The following is a 15,786-nucleotide window of genomic DNA, read 5'->3' on the forward strand; positions in this document are numbered from 1 at the left end:
CCGTTCGCGCATTGCTCTGGTCTGGAGCGGGAGCGTATTGTCTGGAAGTCGCCTAAATAGCGGTTCGGATTGGCGACTCGACGACAAATATGCAGAAGCCTCCAGGTTGGGACTGGTGCCTGAAGCATTAGAGCAGCTTGATTAATACCGCAGTAACGGTAGCTACCGTACCAATCAGTCCAATAGCAACTGCTACTGGATACCAAAAAGTCTCACGGGTCATCTTGCCAGCCTCGGCGTTCAGCTTGCGCTGTTCAGCGATCAGTTTAACGATCTCCACATGAACCTTTTCCAGCTCTGCCTGTTTCATGTTCATTTCCTGCATAACGTGCGTATGTCCGTTCCGGATAATGGGGTCGTCATTTGCGCTACCCTTTGATTCATTTTGCACCTTGGATGCGCAAAACAAATACCCCTTCCCGAGATGGCTCATGTGAGGTGCCGAGACCTATGGAAGCACCCAACTGCCTAGCTTTCCAGCATTACTTCCCACACGCTAAGCACTTGTCCTACATCATTTTCGGACGCGTCTTTGCTATGCGCCTGAGCCAGCGGCAGCCATGATTGAAAAATCCAGACACCAGAAACCACAAAACCCCTGACTTCTCTCGAAATCAGGGGTTTTGTGTACATCGAATTTGGCGGTGAAGGAGAGATTCGAACTCTCGATACAATTTCTTGTATACACACTTTCCAGGCGTGCTCCTTAAGCCACTCGGACACTTCACCGTATCTCGTCAAACATGTTCTGTCTGTCGAGGCGCGCTAATGTAGTCGAAAGCTTTTCTGATGGCAAACATTTTTTTCAGAATTTTCATGCGGTTAACGCCGTTATCCCTTTCGTGCCGTTCAAGGGCATGGCAAACCTGCCAATCTCCGGCTTCGCCTCCCCTTCTATATAGAAGCCAATGCGCGGCGGACGTGGCTGACTATGCCTGGCGGGCGGAGAAAGGGTGACTGGCGAGTCAGTCACAGCGCTTTACCTGGCCTACGGCGGTGGGTAACGTCTGCCCTACTTTATTAGAAGGATTGGCGTCATGAGTGAGTTGATTTCCTACCATCTCGAAGACGGTATCGCGACCCTGACCTTGAGCAATGGCAAGGTCAATGCCATCTCGCCGGATGTGATTGTTGCGTTTAACGCTGCGCTGGATCGGGCGGAGGCGGATCGGGCGGTGGTGATCATTACCAGTCAGCCGGGCATTTTTTCGGGTGGTTATGACTTGAAGGTGATGACGGCCGGCCCTAAAGAGGCCACTGAATTGGTGGCTGCCGGTTCGACCCTGGCTCGTCGCCTGCTGTCGCACCCGTTCCCGGTGGTCGTGGCGTGTCCTGGGCATGCGGTAGCCAAGGGTGCGTTTATTCTGTTGTCGGCTGACTACCGCATTGGTGTCGATGGCCCGTTCAGCATTGGTCTGAACGAAGTGCAGATCGGTATGACCATGCACCACGCCGGTATTGAGCTGGCGCGTGATCGTCTACGTAAGTCGGCGTTTCATCGTGCGGTGATCAATGCCGAGATGTTCAATCCGCAGAGTGCCGTGGATGCCGGTTTCCTTGATGTGGTGGTGTCGGCCGAAGAGCTGCAAGGCGCGGCGCTGGCGGCGGCTCGTCAGTTGAAGAAGCTCAACATGATCGCCCACAAGAACACCAAGCTGAAAGTGCGCAAGGCGCTGCTGGAGACGCTGGACAACGCGATCATCCTGGATCAGGAGCATATGGGTTAAGCCCGAACGTGTTGCACCGAAAAGCCCGACTGTCGTGTCGGGCTTTTTCTTGCGTGTTTGGTTTAAAACCCTACAACCGCTCTAGACCGCATCTGACCCATAAGTCGGAAACATGCGCTCAAACATCGGCTATCTCCCACTTCTATAGCGGCAATTGCCGAAAACAGTGCACATCCGTACACTGCGCCACCTTTTGTCCCGGTGGGCCCTTTAAATGCTGTTCGTGTTTCGTATGTTATTGATGGGCTTGCACTTTATTCTGGCCGGCGTGCTTGGAGTGATCCTCGGTCTATGCCGGCCGTTTAATCCGGACAACAGCCGTTTATGCGCACGTCTGTATGCGTGGCCGGCGATGTGCATTTTGCGTTTGCGGGTGAAGACTGACGTCGGGCCGTTGATGGCCAAGCCTGACAGCTGCGTGATCATCGCCAACCACCAGTCCAACTACGATCTGTTTGTGTTCGGCAACGTGGTGCCCTGCCGCACCGTGTGCATCGGTAAGAAGAGCCTGAAGTGGGTACCGCTGTTCGGGCAGTTGTTCTGGCTGGCCGGCAATGTATTGATTGACCGTGGCAATGCGCACAAGGCACGCCAGTCGATGCTGACCACTACTCGCACCTTGCAACATGAAGACACCTCGATCTGGGTCTTCCCGGAAGGTACGCGCAACCTCGGCGAAGAGTTGTTGCCATTCAAGAAAGGCGCGTTCCAGATGGCGATTGCCGCGGGCGTGCCAATCGTGCCGGTGTGTGTCAGCAGTTACGTCAAACACATGCGATTGAACCGCTGGCGCAGTGGGAAGATTCTGATCCGTTCGCTGCCGGCGATTCCTACGGCTGGATTGAGCCTGGATGACATGCCCATGCTAATCGCCCAGTGCCGCGAGCAAATGCGCGAGTGTATCGACTCGATGGATCGGCAACTGCAAGCCGCCTGAAAGAAACCCGCCCTATGCGGGTTTTCTTTTACCTGCGAACTCTACAGATTTTGCTGACTCTCAAGCAGCAGACAAGGTTAAGCTGAATCCTGCCTGGCACCGCCAGTCTTTACAGAAAGCGGCTAATAAGAAGTGAATCACCATCATGGGTAGAGTCGTTGCTGCTGCGGTTTACAGCGCCGGTAAAAAAGTCACCAATATCACCCTCGACGAAGGTGCTGCCTGGGCTGCCAAACCTGGCCACTTTGTGTGGATTGGCCTCGAAGAGCCGAACGCCCAGGAGCTGTTCAACCTGCAACGCCAGTTCAACCTGCACGAACTGGCCATCGAAGACGCCCTGGAAAAACACAGCCGACCGAAGCTGGAAACCTTCGGCGACGCACTGTTTATCGTCACGTATTCGCCAATCCGCAATGAAGGCAAACTGGAGTTCATCGAGACTCATATCTTCGCCGGCAAGGGTTACATCATTACCGCTCGCAATGGTCACTCGGCGTCCTACGCGTACGTCCGACAGCGTTGTGAGGCGCGGCCGCTGTTGTTGGAGCATGGGGAAGATTTCGTACTTTATGCCATCCTCGACTTCGTGATTGAAAACTACCAGCCGATGGGCGAAGCGATCCACGCCGAGATCGATGAGCTGGAACAAAACGTTATGTTCGGTTCCCTGAACGAGCGCGACATTCAGAAACTCCACAGTCTGCGGCGTGATGTATTGCGCTTGCGTCGGTTTGCGGCGCCAATGGTGGAAATCGGCGAGGAACTGCAGAAACTGAGCTTTCCGTTCATCGACAAGAACATGCGCCCGTATTTCCGCGATGTGCAGATTCATGTCACGCGGCAGATGGAAGACCTGACGACTCTCGCGGACATTGCCAGCCAGACCATCGAAATCGGGGTGTTGCTGGAGGCATCACGGCAGAGTGTGGTGCAGCGCAAATTTGCGGCATGGGCGGCGATTCTGGCGTTTCCGACGGCAGTGGCGGGGATTTACGGGATGAACTTCGAGGACATGCCGGAGTTGACCTGGCATTACGGGTATTTCGGGGTGTTGGGTTTCATCACCGTTGGGTGTGTCGGTTTGTGGGCGAGTTTCAAGCGGTCGGGGTGGTTGTAGTCAGGACCGAGTCGTCTGCGAAAATCGCGAGCAGGCTCGCTCCCACAGGGTTTCGGTGTACCTGTAGGAGCGAGCGGTGCGACGATCCGACTTGCCCGCGAAGCTTTTAAGGCTTAACCGACTCAGCCTCACCCTCAGGCTTGTGCGCCACAAACCGCATCATCCACTCTGCGACGGTAGTGCCGTGATGCTCGTGTTCAAGACTCGCCATACCTTTCGAATAAATCTGCTCGCCCAGCGCTTCCTGACGGATATCCAGCAACGCCCGTGAGTAATCGTGAATGAACTCCGGATGCCCCTGGAAGCACAGCACTTGATCGTTGATGTGGTACGCGGCGAACGGGCAGAAATCACTCGAGGCGATGACCGTAGCGTTTTCCGGCAGCGCGGTGACCTGATCCTGGTGACTGATCAGCAGCGTCAGCTCTTCCCTGAGTGGACTCATCCACGGCGCCTTGGCCGCGAGTTTGTACTTGTGGGTGCCGACGCCCCAACCCTGGGTCGCCCGCTCGCTCTTGCCACCCAACAACAGCGCCAGCAGTTGATGGCCGAAGCACACACCCAGCAGTTTGTCGCCGCGTTCGTAGCGGTTCAGCAGGTACGTCTTGAGGGTTTGAATCCACGGGTCGGTGCCGAAGGAATCGGCCTTGCTGCCGGTGACCAGATACGCATCGAAGGTCAGGTCATCGCTGGGATAATCGCCCTGCATCACGTTGTACATGGTGAACTCCGCAGCGATGGGTTGCTGCGAAAACAGACGCTGGAACATCTGCCCGTAACCCTGATATTGATCGACCAGTTCCGGACGCAGGATGTCGGTTTCCAGAATGCAGATGCGTAACGACATAAAAAATACCTGACACATGAAGGGAATAATGCACACCCCAGAGCCTGCCTTGAAACACAGTGGCAAGGCAAGCCCCGGAATGCATCATCGGTCCCTTGGAGCGTCTCTTAAAACGACGCGTCTTTGGCGGCTTTCTCCAGCAGCAGCGCGGGCGGTGTGAAGCGTTCGCCGTATTGCTCGGCCAGGTACTGGGCGCGGGCGACAAAGTCTTTCACGCCGTACTGATTGATGAATTGCAGCGCACCGCCGGTCCAGGCCGCGAAGCCGATGCCGAAGATCGAACCGACGTTGGCATCTGCCGTCGAGGTCAGCACGCCCTCTTCCATACAGCGCACGGTTTCGATGGCTTGTACGAACAGCAGTCGATCGCGTATGTCCTTCGGCGAAATCTGCCCATCGGCTTTCTCGAAACGGCTTTTCAGCTCAGGCCACAAATGCTTCTGCCCTGTGGTCGGGTAATCGTAGAAACCACCGCCAGCGGCCTTGCCCGGACGCTTGTATTCCTTGAGCAGCAAGTCAATCACGGCGAACGCCGGGTGTTCAATCAGGGTTTTCCCTTCTGCTCGCAGGTCTTTGGCGGTTTGCTCGCGGATATGGCTCATGAGGCTGAGGGAAACTTCGTCGGAGATTGCCAGAGGTCCGACAGGCATGCCGGCCTTGCGCGCTTCGGTCTCGATCATTGGCGCGCTCACGCCTTCGCCGAGCATGGCAATGCCTTCATTGGTGAAGGTGCCGAACACCCGCGAGGTAAAGAAGCCGCGACTGTCGTTGACCACGATCGGAGTCTTCTTGATTTGCAGGACGAAATCGAACCCGCGCGCCAGGGTTTCGTCGCTGGTGTGGACACCTTTGATGATTTCCACCAGCGGCATTTTCTCCACGGGACTGAAAAAATGCAGACCGATGAATTTCGTCTGGTCCGGCACTGCCGTGGCCAGGCCGCTGATCGGCAAGGTCGAGGTGTTGGAGGCGATGACCGCGTCCGGGCCAACAACTGCTTGAGCAGCCGATGAAACCCTCCCTTTAAGCTCGCGATCTTCAAACACCGCTTCAATGATCAAATCGCAACCGGCCAGATCAGCATCGTTTTCGGTGGCATGGATTCGCGCCAGAATCTCCTCTCGCTGCTCCCGGGTTAATTGGCCCCGCGCAACCTTCTTGTCCAGCAACGCCGCCGAGTGAGCCTTGCCCTTCTCTGCCGCGGCGAGGTTGATGTCTTTGAGCACCACGTCGATGCCGGCCGATGCGCTGACAAACGCGATGCCCGCGCCCATCATCCCGGCGCCGAGCACGCCGACTTTCTTCGTCACATAAGGCGCTATGCCTTGGGGCCGCGAGCCGCCGGCATTGATCTCATTGAGCTGAAACCAGAACGTGCCAATGAGGTTTTTCGACACCTGGCCGGTGGTCAGTTCGGTGAAGTAGCGGGTTTCAATCAGGTGCGCCGTGTCGAAATCCACTTGGGCGCCTTCTACCGCAGCGCAGAGGATTTTCTCCGGCGCGGGCAGGCAGCCCTGGGTTTTGCTGCGCAGAATCGATGGCGTGATGGCCAACATCGGCGCGAGTTTCGGATCCGACGGCGTGCCGCCAGGAATCTGATAACCCTTCACGTCCCAGCGCTGCACAGCGACCGGGTGAGCGACAATCCACGCCCGTGCCTTGGCCATCAACTCATCGCGATCGGCTGCCAACTCGTCGATCAACCGCGCCTGCAGCGCCTGTTGCGGACGGATTTTCTTGCCTTCAAGCAGATACGGCAGGGCTTTTTCGATGCCCAGCATGCGGACCATGCGCACCACCCCGCCGCCGCCCGGCAACAGGCCCAGAGTGACTTCCGGCAGACCCAACAGCACCGACGGGTTGTCCAGCGCGACGCGATGATGGCAGGCCAGGCAGATTTCCCAACCGCCACCGAGTGCCGCGCCGTTAATGGCGGCGACCACCGGTTTACCAAGGGTTTCCAGGGTGCGCAGTTGGCCCTTGAGTGTCAGCACCATGTTGTAAAAGGCTTTGGCTTCGGGTTTGCCGACCTTGATCAGTTCATTGAGGTCGCCGCCGGCGAAGAAGGTCTTCTTGGCCGAGGTGATGATCACGCCGGCAATGGCGTCCTTGTCGGCGACCAGTCGGGCGACGCAGGTGGCCATGGCGTCGCGGTAGATCGCGTTCATGGTGTTGGCACTCTGGCCCGGCATGTCGATGGTCAGGACGACAATCTGGTCCTGACCCTTTTCGTAACGGATGGCTTGGGTCATGGCAATTTTCCTTGAGTCGGATTTTCTTAAAGTCAGGCTCAGAGACGTTCGATGACGGTGGCAATGCCCATGCCGCCGCCGACACACAATGTCGCCAGGCCATAGCGCAGGTGCCGGGCTTCCAGTTCATCGAGCAGCGTGCCGAGAATCGCGCAGCCGGTGGCGCCGAGCGGGTGGCCCATGGCAATGGAGCCGCCGTTGACGTTGACCTTGTCGGGGTCGATGGCCATGTCTTTGATGAACTTGAGCACGACCGAGGCGAACGCTTCGTTGACTTCGAACAGGTCAATGTCTTCGACCCGTAGCCCGGCCTTGGCCAGCGCCTTGCGCGTGGCCGGTGCCGGGCCGGTGAGCATGATGGTCGGGTCGGTGCTGGTAACCGCCGTGGCGACGATTCGCGCCCGTGGCTGCAAGCCCAGCGCCCGGCCCTCGGCCTCGGAGCCGATCAGCATCAGCGCCGCACCATCGACAATCCCGGAGCTGTTGCCCGGCGTGTGAACGTGGTTGATCCGCTCGATCTGGCTGTAAACCCGCAATGCTGTGGCGTCGAAGCCCATTTGCCCGATCATTTCGAAACTCGGCTTGAGTTTGCCCAGGCCTTCCATCGTCGATTCGGCGCGAATGAACTCATCGTGATCGAGCAGAATGATGCCGTTCTGGTCTTGCACCGGCACCAGCGACTTATTGAACGAACCGTCCGCCCGCGCCCGTGCGGCCTTCTGCTGGGAGTGCAACGCGAAGGCATCGACGTCCTGACGGCTGAAGCCTTCAATCGTGGCGATCAGGTCGGCACCCACACCCTGGGGCGTGAAGTGGTTGTGCAAATTGGTTTCCGGGTCCAGCGCCCAGGCCCCGCCGTCGCTACCCATGGGCACGCGGGACATCGATTCAACGCCACCGACCACCACCAGATCTTCGAAGCCGGAACGCACTTTCATCGCACCGAGATTCACCGCTTCCAGCCCCGACGCGCAGAAGCGATTGAGCTGCATCCCGGCCACGCTGACGTCCCAATCGGCCGCCTGCGTGGCGGTCTTGGCGATGTCGGAACCCTGATCGCCGATGGGCGTTACGCAGCCGAGCACTACATCATCGACCTGACTGGTGTCCAGGGACGTGCGCTGCTGCAGCGCCGTCAGCAGCCCGGCCACCAGATTCACTGGCTTGACGCTATGCAAGGCGCCATTGGCCTTGCCTTTGCCACGGGGCGTGCGTAACGCGTCGAATATCAAAGCTTGGGTCATGACGTCCTCGAACCTGACGGTGAATGAAGATCAAAAAATCAAAAGATCGCATCCTTCGGCGGCGCCTACAGGAGACCGTGTGCCCCTGATCTTTATGCCCTCACCTTATGCCGAGCAGCCGTGGATTCAATGACCACAGTGCTCATTGGCGTTGACGGTCACGCTCAGACGAACGGTAGTCTGCTATCGGATAAACCGATTCAAGTCACCAAGCTGTCTAGCCAACGGGCGCCCAAGAAGCTGGCCATAAGCCTCATGCCTTTTTTAAAGCGATGAGTGCTCATCACATACGAAATGGATCTAAGCCAATCGTGACGCGGGCCCTAAGGTAAACCTGTACGAAGTTGTCGTCGGGTTTTGCCGAGGCACTCGTCCTACAAGGAAGTGCAGAGCTCTGCCGTCATGGAGATAGGCAGACAAGCATCAGGAAATAACAAAAAAGGCGGTCAAGCCATGTTCAAACATTCGAAAGTTCGTCAAGCCGGGCTCATTCTATTTGCCACTACACTGTTGTTGATTTTGCCAAACCTGACCAAGGTGATTGGCTGATCGAGCATCAGGGTTTTCATTTCGCCTGATAAAAAATGTGATTGGCTCGCTACCCGGGTCAGCGTGGCTGTGCCAACCTTTGCGGCACTTCCACGACATGGACGGCGATCACTTGAAAGCGCTCACTCTATTTGGGGCCTTGCTGCTCAGCATGCCTCTATCTGCCGCACAGCTGAATCTGGAGCTAGGCGCGAGTTCTCGCACCTGGCAGACCGAGCAATTGCTCAAGCATCCTCAGGTTCAGACCATCACCATCACTAACGACGTTTCCTACAAACGGGACATGAGCTATCGCGCCGTGCCGTTGGTGGCGTTGTTGACGGGCATCAAGCCTGACGATCATCTGCAAGCCGTTGCCCTGGACGGTTTTGCCGCCGAACTGGCTGCCGCGCCGCTGCTTAATACCGAAGGGTCGCAGGCTTGGCTAGCGATTGAAGACCCGACCAAGCCGTGGCCGCCGTTGTCAGAGGGCAAGCACAGTGCGGGGCCGTTTTATCTGGTCTGGACCGATCCGCAGGCAGGCAATATCAGCCCCGAGCAATGGCCGTTCGAAGTCGCCAGCATCAAGCGCATGGCCCCGGTGGCCGAGCGCTTCCCTGCCCTGTTGCCCGATCCTGCGCTGAAGGCGGACGATCCAGTGAACAAGGGCTTTGCGCTGTTTCAGAAGAACTGTCTGGCCTGTCATCGACTCAATGGCGCGGGAGATGCGCAGTTCGGGCCGGACCTGAATATTCCGTTCAACCCGACCGAGTATTTCGGCGCGGATTTCCTCAAGCGCTACATTCGTGATCCGCAGAGCTTGCGCCAGTGGCCGCAGGCAAAGATGCCGGCGTTTGCGACGACGGTGTTGCCGGAGGGGGATCTGGAGATGTTGGTGGGGTATTTGAAGCATATGGCGGGACGGAAGGTGTCTTCGGCCAAGTAAATAACCCACCTGTGGCGAGGGAGCTTGCTCCCGCTGGGGCGCGAAGCGGCCCTCAAATCAGGCGACGCGATCCGTCAGGCAAATCGCATTCGCCGGGTTTGCGACTGCTGCGCAGCCGAGCGGGAGCAGAGCTCCCTCGCCACAGGTAAGCCCTAACCACAGTGAATCGCTGCTACTGCTGCTGGACGGAGATCACCGGCGCAGGCGTCGGCGAAACAAACACCTTCGCATGCATCTGCTCGCACCCACCACCACGGCGCATGCCGCGCACCGGGCAGGCGTCGAGATAATCCAGGCCCACGGCCAGTTTCAGGTGACGCTCCGGGCGGGCCAGTTCGTTGGTCACGTCGAAGCTGTACCAGGCGTCATCCAACCAGGCCTCAGCCCAAGCGTGACTGGCCAGGTGTTCGCTGTTCTCGCTGTACAAATACCCCGATACATAACGCGAAGGAATGCCCAGGCTGCGGGCGCAGGCGAGGAACGCATGGGTGTGGTCCTGGCAGACCCCGGAACGCCCGGCGAAAGCCTGGGCGGCGCTGGTGTCCACTTCGGTGGAGCCCGGCGTGTAGGTCATGTGCTGGTTCAGGCCATGCATCAAATCAATCAGCGCCATACGATCCCGGCGTTGCTTGCAGGCCTTCTCGGCAAACGCGCGCAGCGCTTCATCGGCTTCGGTCAGGCGCGTGAAGCGCAGGAACGGCAACGCCGACTGGCTTTCATGCTCGGCTTCACGCAGTTCGTCGATATCCACCTGTCCGCGGGCGCCGATGATGATTGCCTCGTGGGGTTCGTCCAGGGTCAGCACATGCAGAATATTGCCGAATGGATCGAGTTGCGCGCGCACCGGGCGTGGCAGGTCGAGCTGCCAGCTGAGCACGTGCTGGCGCTCGCTGTCGTGGGGAGTCAGTCGCAGGTACTGGATGCTTGCCCGCACCTGATCTTCGTAGTGATAGGTGGTCTCGTGGCTAATGGAAAGTCTCATGCAGCCTCCAGGTAGGAACTGTGAATGGCGTTGCCCAACTGGCGCACCAGCGGGATGAACTCGGTCAGCCAGGCGTGCAGGCCTTCGTCGAGAATTTCGTTGATACCGGTGTAGCGCAGGCGTGCGTCTATTTCCGCGGCCAGGCGTTGCGCGGGACGGCCGTTGGCCCCCGGCAATTGGGCGAGAATCTGGTCGATTTCTTCGGTGCAGGCCCGCAGGGATCGCGGCACGTCGGCGCGCAGCAGCAACAACTCGGCCACATGTCGGGCGCCAGGGGCGTCGCGATAGATCTCGGTATAAGCCTCAAACGACGACAAGGCCCGCAGCAAGGCGCTCCACTGGTAGTAGGCGTGAGCCGTGCCGTCGCTGACTGCTTCGGCCTGATCGCCGGCCATTTCGTAACGGGCGTCGAGCAGGCGCAAGGTGTTGTCAGCCCTTTCGATAAAGGTGCCCAGACGAATGAAACGGAACGCGTCATTACGCATGATGGTGCCGTAGGACGCGCCGCGGAACAGGTGGGAACGTTCCTTGATCCACTCACAGAAACGGCTCATGCCGTAGCGACTCAAGCCCTGCTCGGCGATCCCGCGAATTTCCAGCCAGGTAGAGTTGATGTTTTCCCACATGTCGGCGGTGATTCGCCCACGCACCGCATGGGCGCTGGCTCGCGCGGCACCGAGGCAGCTGTAGATGCTCGCCGGGTTGGCCGCATCCAAAGCGAAAAAATGCAGCAGCCGTTCGGCATGCAAATCGCCGTGACGCTCCAGGTAATCGTCCAGAGTGCCGGTGATCAGCAACGGCATGGCGAGTTCGTGCAAGCCGTCGCCACGACCGTCCTGAGGCATCAGTGACAGCGAATAACTGATGTCGAGCATCCGTGCGAGATTTTCCGCCCGCTCCAGGTAACGCGACATCCAATACAGATCCGAGGCAGTTCTACTTAACATGGCAGGCTTCCTTCAATCCTCGACCACCCAGGTGTCCTTGGTTCCGCCACCCTGGGAGGAATTCACCACCAGGGAGCCTTCGCGCAAGGCGACACGGGTCAAACCGCCGGGCACAACCCGGGTTTCGCGGCCAGACAATACAAACGGACGCAGGTCGATATGGCGTGGCGCGATGCCGTTTTCGACAAAGGTCGGACAGGTCGATAACGACAACGTCGGTTGGGCGATGTACGCGTGGGGCTTGGCTTTGATCCGCTCGCGGAAAGATTCGATTTCCGCTGCCGTCGCCGCCGGCCCCACCAGCATTCCGTAACCGCCGGAGCCCTGGGTTTCCTTGACTACCAGCTCAGGAAGATTGGCCAGCACGTGGGACAGTTCAGAGGGATTACGACACTGCCATGTGGGCACGTTCTTCAGGATCGGCTCTTCATCCAGGTAGAAACGAATCATGTCCGTGACGAAGGGATAGACCGACTTGTCGTCCGCGACCCCGGTGCCGATGGCATTCGCCAGCACCACATTGCCGGAGCGGTAGGACGACAGCAGACCTGGAACGCCAAGCATCGAGTCCGGGTTGAACGCCAGCGGATCGAGGAAGGCATCGTCGAGGCGACGGTAGATCACGTCGACAGCTTTCGGCCCGTCGGTGGTGCGCATGAACACCTTGTCATCACGCACGAACAGGTCCGCGCCTTCCACCAGTTCAACGCCCATTTCCCGGGCCAAAAACGCATGCTCGAAAAACGCACTGTTGAAGCGCCCCGGCGTCAGCACCACCACACTCGGGTTGTCGATCGGGCTGGAGCTTTTCAGGGTGTCGAGCAACAGGTTCGGATAGTGGTCGATCGGCGCGATGCGCTGGGCCGCGAACAACTCGGGGAACAATCGCATCATCATCTTGCGGTCTTCGAGCATGTAGCTCACGCCGCTGGGTGTACGAAGATTGTCTTCGAGCACGTAATACGTGCCGTCGCCATCGCGCACCAGGTCGACGCCGGAAATGTGCGAATAGATATCGCGGTGCAAATCCAGCCCTTGCATCGCCAACTGGTACTGCTCGTTGGCCAGCACTTGCTCGGCCGGGATGATGCCGGCCTTGATGATGCGCTGCTCGTGATAGAGGTCGGCAAGGAACATGTTCAATGCCTTGACCCGCTGAATGCAGCCGCGCTCGACGATCCGCCATTCACTGGCGGGGATACTGCGGGGAATAGTGTCGAAGGGAATCAGGCGCTCTGTCCCTTGCTCATCACCATAGAGCGTGAATGTAATCCCGGCACGATGAAATAACAGATCGGCCTCGCGTCGCCGTTGTGCCAAAAGCTCGTCAGGCGTTTCGGCCAGCCAACGGGCAAACTCCCGATAATGCGGGCGGACTTGGCCGCCGGCATCGTACATCTCATCAAAATAGGTGCGGATCATGCCGTACTCCTTGTCACTCCGGACATCCAGGCCTTCGCAAGGCCCGTGCCATCGGCATAAACGCTTCTATATCAATCAGTTGGAGAATGGCGCTGCACGCACCGCACCAATCCTGTGCGGTAAATGCCCCAACCTGATCGCCCCCGCTTCATGGCGAAGCAATGCTGTCGCCTATCAGCAGCATAGCCAGAGTTGATTTCACTGCCCGGGAGGCGGTGCGGATAATCGGCGCATTCGCTGGAAAACTTATCGCTCTTCCCTTTTAGTCGCCTGTTTAGGTGGCTTTTTTTTGCGTTTTTGAAACGTTATGAATCAAAAACACGATCAAGAGATCGCCTTTTCAAACCGCGAAAACGAAAACGGCCAACCCAAAGGTCAGCCGTTGCTGAGTGTTGTCACTGTTCATAACGTTATGCGAGTAACCCTCGTACCTCCTGCTTGACGCCCCATCCTTCGATGATACCGCCCAGAGGCTCGACCACCGCCTCGAAGTCCTGCTCAAAGTCGCCGATCCCGTCGTAGGTGGCGTACATCACTTTGCTCAGTTCCAGATGCCATGCGCCGTCGTCGCGCACGCTGATCTGGGCATTCAAGGATTCACCACAGAAATGACCTGCCGCCCTGCGTGCCCGCTCCTCGTCCGGAAAAATGGCGTAGAACTCGATGGGATGGAATCGTGAAAAGTCGAAACCGCCTTCTTTCATGCGGCGCAGCACGCTGCTGCTGATGTCTTCTTGATAGGCTGTGCTCATGAAACGTCCCCCTCAGACTGATGGATAGACTTTCCGTATTCCCTGCACTTTCAACCGATTGGTGAGAGCGATACGGCAACAGAGGTTGCCGATGGGAAACAAGCATGTAGCTGACAAGACCAGACCTTAGCGAGTCATTCGCTGATCTCGCTTGCAGAGTAGCCCCAAGATAGAGCTGCTGCCAAGGTCTGGTTGTGAATGTGACAAGAGGTGTATCAGATCGGGGTAATACTGATGATTTCAATGCTGTTCTGGGATTTCAGGCTTTTGACGGTCGGATCATCGGTACGCCCCTCCAGATCATTGAGATCCAGTTCGGCAGCGACCGGCAGGCACCGGGCGCGAATGAGTTTGGCGGCCTGCTCGTTGTTCGGGCATTCCTCGCACTCGAAGAGTTCGTCCACTGTTTCACCGTGATCATCCACGAAAGTGATTTTCCACTTTTGCATCGGTGCCTCCTCGATAAAACCCATGGATGGGCTTACAAGTATCTGGACTTTTGCCCTGAGTGATCGTTCAAACGGATTACGGCGTAGAAACATGAAAAACGCAGATCCTGTGGGAGCGAGCCCGCTCGCGAAAGCGGTGTATCAATCGACATATTTATCGACTGGACGACCGCCTTCGCGAGCAGGACCGCTCCCACGAGGGGTTATGCGTACATCTTGAGTTTAGTCGTTGCTTGGCTTGTTCACTGCTTGCAGCACGTATTGCGGCAAGGCAAAGGCACCGATGTGGATTTCCGGGTTGTAGTAGCGGGTGATGATGCCGCTGCCGGCGAACCGCTGTTGCAGGGTTTCGCGGGACAATTTGCGATAGGCGGTATTGGTTGCGCCCCAAGCGAAGGTCATCGCGCCACCAATGTAGGTCGGCACGGCCGCCTGATAGAAGTGCCAGTCCGGAAACAGGCTGCGCAGTCGACCGGCGGTGGTTTTGACTTCTTCGATTTGCATGAATGGGGTGCCGTTTTGGGTCACCAGAATGCCGCCTTCGTTCAGGCAGCGACGGCAAGCCTGGTAGAAGTTTTCGGAGAACAGCACTTCACCCGGGCCGATCGGGTCGGTGGAGTCGGAAATGATCACGTCGAACTTTTCGGTGGTGGTGGCGACGAAACGCATGCCGTCGTCGATCACCAGGTTCAGGCGTGGATCATCGAATGCACCCTTGGAGTGGTTCGGCAGGAATTCCTTGCACATGTCGACCACGGTGCGGTCGATCTCGACCATGGTGATGTGCTCGATGCTGCGATGCTTGGCCACTTCACGCAGCATGCCGCCGTCGCCGCCGCCAATGATCAGTACGCGCTTGGCGGTGCCATGGGCGAGGATCGGCACGTGGGTCAGCATTTCGTGGTAGATGAACTCGTCCGCTTCGGTGGTCTGGATCACGCCGTCCAGCGCCATCACCCGGCCCATGCGCGGGTTCTCGAAGATCACCAGATGCTGGTGTTCGGTGCGCACTTCGTGCAGCAGTTTTTCCATGCGAAAACGCTGGCCATAGCCTTCGTAGAGGGTTTCCAGGTACTCGCTGGTTGGGGTATTGCTCATGGGAAGTGCTCCGATGAATGCGGGTGGCAACGGACGGTTACCCGCCCATGATGGCCAATCGATCCGTTCGATTGACCGGGAAAGGCGCGCATTCTACGTTGCGGAACATGACAGGTCGAACGTCACTTGATGGTTCGACACAATCCTCTGTGGGAGCTGGCTTGCCTGCGATTCAAACGACGCGGTCTGTCAGGTACACCGCAGCGATTCTATCGCAGGCAAGCCAGCTCCCACAGGTCCGCGTTCCTACAGGGGAAAAGTGTCAGTCTGTCATATCCGCACATTGCCTCGCGGCCCGGCGATGGCCCAGATGATCAGGCCCAGGACCGGCAGCAGGAGGATCAACAGCACCCAGATGATTTTCATCCCGGTCTCGGCGCCACTTTTAAGTACGTTGATGATGGCCCAGATATCCAGGGCAAGAATGATCAGACCAACCAGACTGTTGAACGTGGAACCCATGGTGACGCTCCCGAAGAGTGGTATGCACTCTTAGGATAGTCGGGCCTTGCGAGGGTTCCGTTTTATTACCGTCGTA

At 57.9% G+C, this 15,786-nt stretch carries 15 protein-coding genes and 1 tRNA gene; 4 read left to right on the forward strand and 12 right to left on the reverse strand.

All coding sequences use genetic code 11. The annotated features are described in order from the left end of the window. Positions 1-127: 127 nt before the first annotated feature. Both AB4O41_RS07820 and AB4O41_RS07825 read right to left on the reverse strand, forming a co-directional pair. Positions 128-310, reverse strand: coding sequence for a hypothetical protein (locus AB4O41_RS07820; RefSeq protein WP_253551729.1), 183 nt, complete (start codon positions 308-310; stop codon positions 128-130). Between the two features lie 329 nt (positions 311-639). Then, positions 640-729: transfer RNA gene (locus AB4O41_RS07825), tRNA-Ser, on the reverse strand. 308 nt (positions 730-1,037) lie between these two features. Here AB4O41_RS07825 and AB4O41_RS07830 point away from each other — a divergent pair. The 3 genes from AB4O41_RS07830 to AB4O41_RS07840 all read left to right on the forward strand — a co-directional run bounded on the left by AB4O41_RS07830 (position 1,038) and on the right by AB4O41_RS07840 (position 3,781). Beyond that, on the forward strand, positions 1,038-1,727 hold the full coding sequence (locus tag AB4O41_RS07830) for a crotonase/enoyl-CoA hydratase family protein (RefSeq protein WP_460147038.1): 690 nt from the start codon (positions 1,038-1,040) through the stop codon (positions 1,725-1,727). 214 nt (positions 1,728-1,941) lie between these two features. Continuing rightward, entirely contained in the window at positions 1,942-2,664 is a 723-nt protein-coding gene (locus AB4O41_RS07835) for a 1-acylglycerol-3-phosphate O-acyltransferase (protein ID WP_460147040.1), read from the forward strand. A 145-nt stretch (positions 2,665-2,809) separates the two neighbouring features. Next, a complete protein-coding gene (locus tag AB4O41_RS07840; protein WP_460147042.1) occupies positions 2,810-3,781 on the forward strand; it encodes a magnesium and cobalt transport protein CorA in 972 nt (323 codons plus the stop codon). Between the two features lie 106 nt (positions 3,782-3,887). On the opposite strand, the gene AB4O41_RS07845 is transcribed toward AB4O41_RS07840, so the two are convergent. From AB4O41_RS07845 to AB4O41_RS07855, 3 genes are all read right to left on the reverse strand, one after another. Continuing rightward, positions 3,888-4,628, reverse strand: a complete 741-nt coding sequence (locus tag AB4O41_RS07845) for an amidotransferase (RefSeq protein ID WP_460147044.1) — start codon at positions 4,626-4,628, stop codon at positions 3,888-3,890. Between the two features lie 107 nt (positions 4,629-4,735). Continuing rightward, positions 4,736-6,880: a 3-hydroxyacyl-CoA dehydrogenase NAD-binding domain-containing protein gene (locus tag AB4O41_RS07850; RefSeq protein ID WP_460147046.1), complete on the reverse strand. Its 2,145-nt coding sequence runs from the start codon at positions 6,878-6,880 to the stop codon at positions 4,736-4,738. Positions 6,881-6,918: 38 nt separating this feature from the next. After that, a complete protein-coding gene (locus AB4O41_RS07855; protein ID WP_460147048.1) occupies positions 6,919-8,124 on the reverse strand; it encodes an acetyl-CoA C-acetyltransferase in 1,206 nt (401 codons plus the stop codon). Positions 8,125-8,770: 646 nt separating this feature from the next. Here AB4O41_RS07855 and AB4O41_RS07860 point away from each other — a divergent pair. Then, positions 8,771-9,598, forward strand: a complete 828-nt coding sequence (locus tag AB4O41_RS07860) for a c-type cytochrome (RefSeq protein WP_460147050.1) — start codon at positions 8,771-8,773, stop codon at positions 9,596-9,598. Between the two features lie 172 nt (positions 9,599-9,770). Here the strand turns inward: AB4O41_RS07860 and AB4O41_RS07865 are convergent, their stop codons facing one another. The 7 genes from AB4O41_RS07865 to AB4O41_RS07895 all read right to left on the reverse strand — a co-directional run bounded on the left by AB4O41_RS07865 (position 9,771) and on the right by AB4O41_RS07895 (position 15,710). Continuing rightward, positions 9,771-10,580, reverse strand: coding sequence for a transglutaminase family protein (locus AB4O41_RS07865; RefSeq protein ID WP_460147052.1), 810 nt, complete (start codon positions 10,578-10,580; stop codon positions 9,771-9,773). After that, the gene (locus tag AB4O41_RS07870) at positions 10,577-11,527 is read right to left on the reverse strand and encodes an alpha-E domain-containing protein (RefSeq protein ID WP_460147054.1); all 951 of its coding nucleotides are present in this window, start codon (positions 11,525-11,527) and stop codon (positions 10,577-10,579) included. Before AB4O41_RS07870 ends, AB4O41_RS07865 begins: the two co-directional genes overlap by 4 nt. Positions 11,528-11,539: 12 nt before the next feature. Then, the gene (locus tag AB4O41_RS07875) at positions 11,540-12,949 is read right to left on the reverse strand and encodes a circularly permuted type 2 ATP-grasp protein (protein WP_038979788.1); all 1,410 of its coding nucleotides are present in this window, start codon (positions 12,947-12,949) and stop codon (positions 11,540-11,542) included. 410 nt (positions 12,950-13,359) lie between these two features. Next, positions 13,360-13,701 (reverse strand): ribonuclease E inhibitor RraB, encoded by a 342-nt coding sequence (locus AB4O41_RS07880; RefSeq protein ID WP_007902188.1) that lies wholly within the window; start codon positions 13,699-13,701, stop codon positions 13,360-13,362. 215 nt (positions 13,702-13,916) lie between these two features. Beyond that, positions 13,917-14,150: a hypothetical protein gene (locus AB4O41_RS07885; protein ID WP_123360081.1), complete on the reverse strand. Its 234-nt coding sequence runs from the start codon at positions 14,148-14,150 to the stop codon at positions 13,917-13,919. Between the two features lie 222 nt (positions 14,151-14,372). Then, the gene (gene speE / locus AB4O41_RS07890; protein WP_460147057.1) at positions 14,373-15,248 is read right to left on the reverse strand and encodes a polyamine aminopropyltransferase; all 876 of its coding nucleotides are present in this window, start codon (positions 15,246-15,248) and stop codon (positions 14,373-14,375) included. A gap of 270 nt (positions 15,249-15,518) precedes the next feature. After that, positions 15,519-15,710, reverse strand: coding sequence for a PLDc N-terminal domain-containing protein (locus tag AB4O41_RS07895; protein WP_007902193.1), 192 nt, complete (start codon positions 15,708-15,710; stop codon positions 15,519-15,521). Positions 15,711-15,786 lie beyond the last annotated feature (76 nt).

This window comes from Pseudomonas sp. S2_A02 (assembly GCF_054668495.1).

Coding starts and splice junctions, on each gene's coding strand:
- AB4O41_RS07855 (WP_460147048.1), bottom strand. CDS start 8,124: ATGACCCAAGCTTTGATATTCGACGCGTTACGCACGCCCCGTGGCAAA.
- AB4O41_RS07835 (WP_460147040.1), top strand. CDS start 1,942: ATGCTGTTCGTGTTTCGTATGTTATTGATGGGCTTGCACTTTATTCTG.
- AB4O41_RS07870 (WP_460147054.1), bottom strand. CDS start 11,527: ATGTTAAGTAGAACTGCCTCGGATCTGTATTGGATGTCGCGTTACCTG.
- AB4O41_RS07880 (WP_007902188.1), bottom strand. CDS start 13,701: ATGAGCACAGCCTATCAAGAAGACATCAGCAGCAGCGTGCTGCGCCGC.
- AB4O41_RS07885 (WP_123360081.1), bottom strand. CDS start 14,150: ATGCAAAAGTGGAAAATCACTTTCGTGGATGATCACGGTGAAACAGTG.
- AB4O41_RS07895 (WP_007902193.1), bottom strand. CDS start 15,710: ATGGGTTCCACGTTCAACAGTCTGGTTGGTCTGATCATTCTTGCCCTG.
- AB4O41_RS07860 (WP_460147050.1), top strand. CDS start 8,771: ATGGACGGCGATCACTTGAAAGCGCTCACTCTATTTGGGGCCTTGCTG.
- AB4O41_RS07865 (WP_460147052.1), bottom strand. CDS start 10,580: ATGAGACTTTCCATTAGCCACGAGACCACCTATCACTACGAAGATCAG.
- speE (WP_460147057.1), bottom strand. CDS start 15,248: ATGAGCAATACCCCAACCAGCGAGTACCTGGAAACCCTCTACGAAGGC.
- AB4O41_RS07830 (WP_460147038.1), top strand. CDS start 1,038: ATGAGTGAGTTGATTTCCTACCATCTCGAAGACGGTATCGCGACCCTG.
- AB4O41_RS07820 (WP_253551729.1), bottom strand. CDS start 310: ATGAAACAGGCAGAGCTGGAAAAGGTTCATGTGGAGATCGTTAAACTG.
- AB4O41_RS07850 (WP_460147046.1), bottom strand. CDS start 6,880: ATGACCCAAGCCATCCGTTACGAAAAGGGTCAGGACCAGATTGTCGTC.
- AB4O41_RS07840 (WP_460147042.1), top strand. CDS start 2,810: ATGGGTAGAGTCGTTGCTGCTGCGGTTTACAGCGCCGGTAAAAAAGTC.
- AB4O41_RS07875 (WP_038979788.1), bottom strand. CDS start 12,949: ATGATCCGCACCTATTTTGATGAGATGTACGATGCCGGCGGCCAAGTC.
- AB4O41_RS07845 (WP_460147044.1), bottom strand. CDS start 4,628: ATGTCGTTACGCATCTGCATTCTGGAAACCGACATCCTGCGTCCGGAA.